The organism is Cytobacillus firmus NBRC 15306, assembly GCF_001591465.1.
Classification (GTDB): domain Bacteria; phylum Bacillota; class Bacilli; order Bacillales; family Cytobacillaceae; genus Cytobacillus; species Cytobacillus firmus.
Genome location: NZ_BCUY01000191.1, coordinates 1 through 1,910 on the forward strand (window position 1 = coordinate 1; position 1,910 = coordinate 1,910).

General features: G+C 44.9%; 3 protein-coding genes. All 3 read right to left on the reverse strand.

Going from position 1 to position 1,910, the window contains the following annotated elements:
- Positions 1 to 18 precede the first annotated feature (18 nt).
- The gene (locus BFI01S_RS21715; protein ID WP_061794421.1) at positions 19 to 255 is read right to left on the reverse strand and encodes a DUF5348 domain-containing protein; all 237 of its coding nucleotides are present in this window, start codon (positions 253 to 255) and stop codon (positions 19 to 21) included.
- Complete coding sequence (locus tag BFI01S_RS21720; RefSeq protein ID WP_061794422.1) at positions 252 to 1,052, reverse strand: ExeA family protein; 801 nt, start codon at positions 1,050 to 1,052, stop codon at positions 252 to 254. Before BFI01S_RS21720 ends, BFI01S_RS21715 begins: the two co-directional genes overlap by 4 nt.
- On the reverse strand, positions 1,045 to 1,910 hold an 866-nt coding region (locus tag BFI01S_RS21725), incomplete at its 5' end, for a DDE-type integrase/transposase/recombinase (protein WP_156478371.1). The genes BFI01S_RS21725 and BFI01S_RS21720, both read right to left, overlap by 8 nt.

Sequence of the window (1,910 nt, forward strand, 5' to 3'; positions counted from 1 at the left end):
ACATGCTTCCCAAATGATTTACAAATCAACTTGATACGCCTCATTTTTCTTAAGGTAGAACCTAACATCATTTCGACCCGTAAGGATATACCAGTCTCTGCCCAATTCCAGGCGGCAGGAAAGAGTCTTCCCATTTCCCAGATGTAGATCAAACCATTCACCACATCGCATCTTATAACCAGAATTGTCTCCCCAAAACACAACCCAACAATCCAACTCTTCATTGTAATTCATTTCTTTCCAGCGACTTTTCATGAAAGCTCACCCTGGATGACTTGCTTGATCATATGGTCGTCAATGATCCTTCGGCCATTTTGTGAGCCATAGAGTAGACTATGTGTGCAGAGTTTATTTATGAGCCTTGCGGCACCACCAGAAAACCGATGGATTTCGTCAAGAGCCCCATCAGAGAATATTGGTTGGTCAACTCCGGCATAACGAAGATGCCTAGAAACATATTCCTCAACTTGGGCACGATCGAGATGTCCTAACTGGAATTGGATATCGATTCTTTGGCGTATCGCTGCGTAGGATTGGAGTCGAAGCCGATCCCACAATTCACTTTGACCGACGAGAATGAGTGCCATCGGGCTTTGCGAATCCATTTTGAAGTTCAGTAGGAAACGAACCTCTTCAAGCATTTCCCGGTCCAGAAGATGGGCTTCGTCCACTACAACTACAGGTTGTATCCCTCGTATGCCTTTCATTAATTCAATCTCTCGATGAAGCTGCCGTTTTGCATCCCCTCGATAAAACTTCGCTTCGGAGCCTAACTGTTCCAAGAGACCTTTGTAAAAATGACGAGGCGTTAACTTAGAGTCGGACAGGTAAAGGATATGGAACTTCCCTTTATCCAATTTGTCCACAAACTTACGGATGGTTGTGGTCTTTCCAGTACCACTATCCCCACTCAGAACGGCAAAAAGCTGTCTTTCAGCTGTGTACTTCAGCCTTCCAAGGATTTCTTGCATCATGGAGGAATCATACAATTGATCAGTCGGAAGATCTCTGGCGAAAGGGGTGTTATCCATTTCATAGAAGGCTTCAAACACGAGAATCATCCTCCTTCCAAACGGCACGGAAGGTCACGGCAGGTTTCTGTTCAGTTTGACGTTCCTGGTTCTTTCGTTCAGCTGCCTTTAATAGTCTTGAAGATTCTACATCCTGCACCTGCAGGTGCTCAGGTAATGCAGGACGCTTCCCAGCTCTTTCCCCTATGACAAGCTTCTTGGCTTTCCAAGGAGTATGATCCTCGAACTCAATGGTAAGCTCCTCGATATTCGCAGGATCATAAACAACCTCAACCTGTCGTCCAATGAATGCCAGGCCCACCTCATATTTTTGATCCATGAAACTGATGCATCCTGATTTATCGACTTTCCTCGTTTCACAATGGAGAAATGCATTACTCAACGTATCCGGATCAATGAACCGAATCGCTTTCTTATCTGAACGAAATGCCGTTTCCGGGCTGATTTTCTCCCCAAGTGCAGAATGAGGCTTATTCTGATAGCACTCTGTCAGCCACACTTGGAAAAGCTCATTCAGACGATCAATTGTATTGGGTTTTTCGATTACAGCCTCATTGATGAATGAATCTATGATTCTATTGAAGCGTTCAATTTTCCCTTTTGATTCAGCGGAGTACGGCCGTGTGTAAGTAAGACGGGTGCTTATTTTTGAGCAGGTACGCGACATCCATTTGGTTCGATACTGCTTTCCATTATCAAAATAGACAGCCTCTGGAACACCATACTTCTGGATGGCCTGACGGAAGGCATCCTCAATGATCCTTGAATCCAAGGTAGGATAGAAAGCTGCGTGAAGTACAAACCTGGTGGCATCGTCGATAAAGGCGACAAGATATACTTGTTTCTTCATTCCATTGGGACCAATCGGCAGGTAAGGGC

Excerpts from the sequence above, each read along its gene's own strand:
- BFI01S_RS21715 (WP_061794421.1), bottom strand. The coding sequence starts at position 255 with ATGAAAAGTCGCTGGAAAGAAATGAATTACAATGAAGAGTTGGATTGT.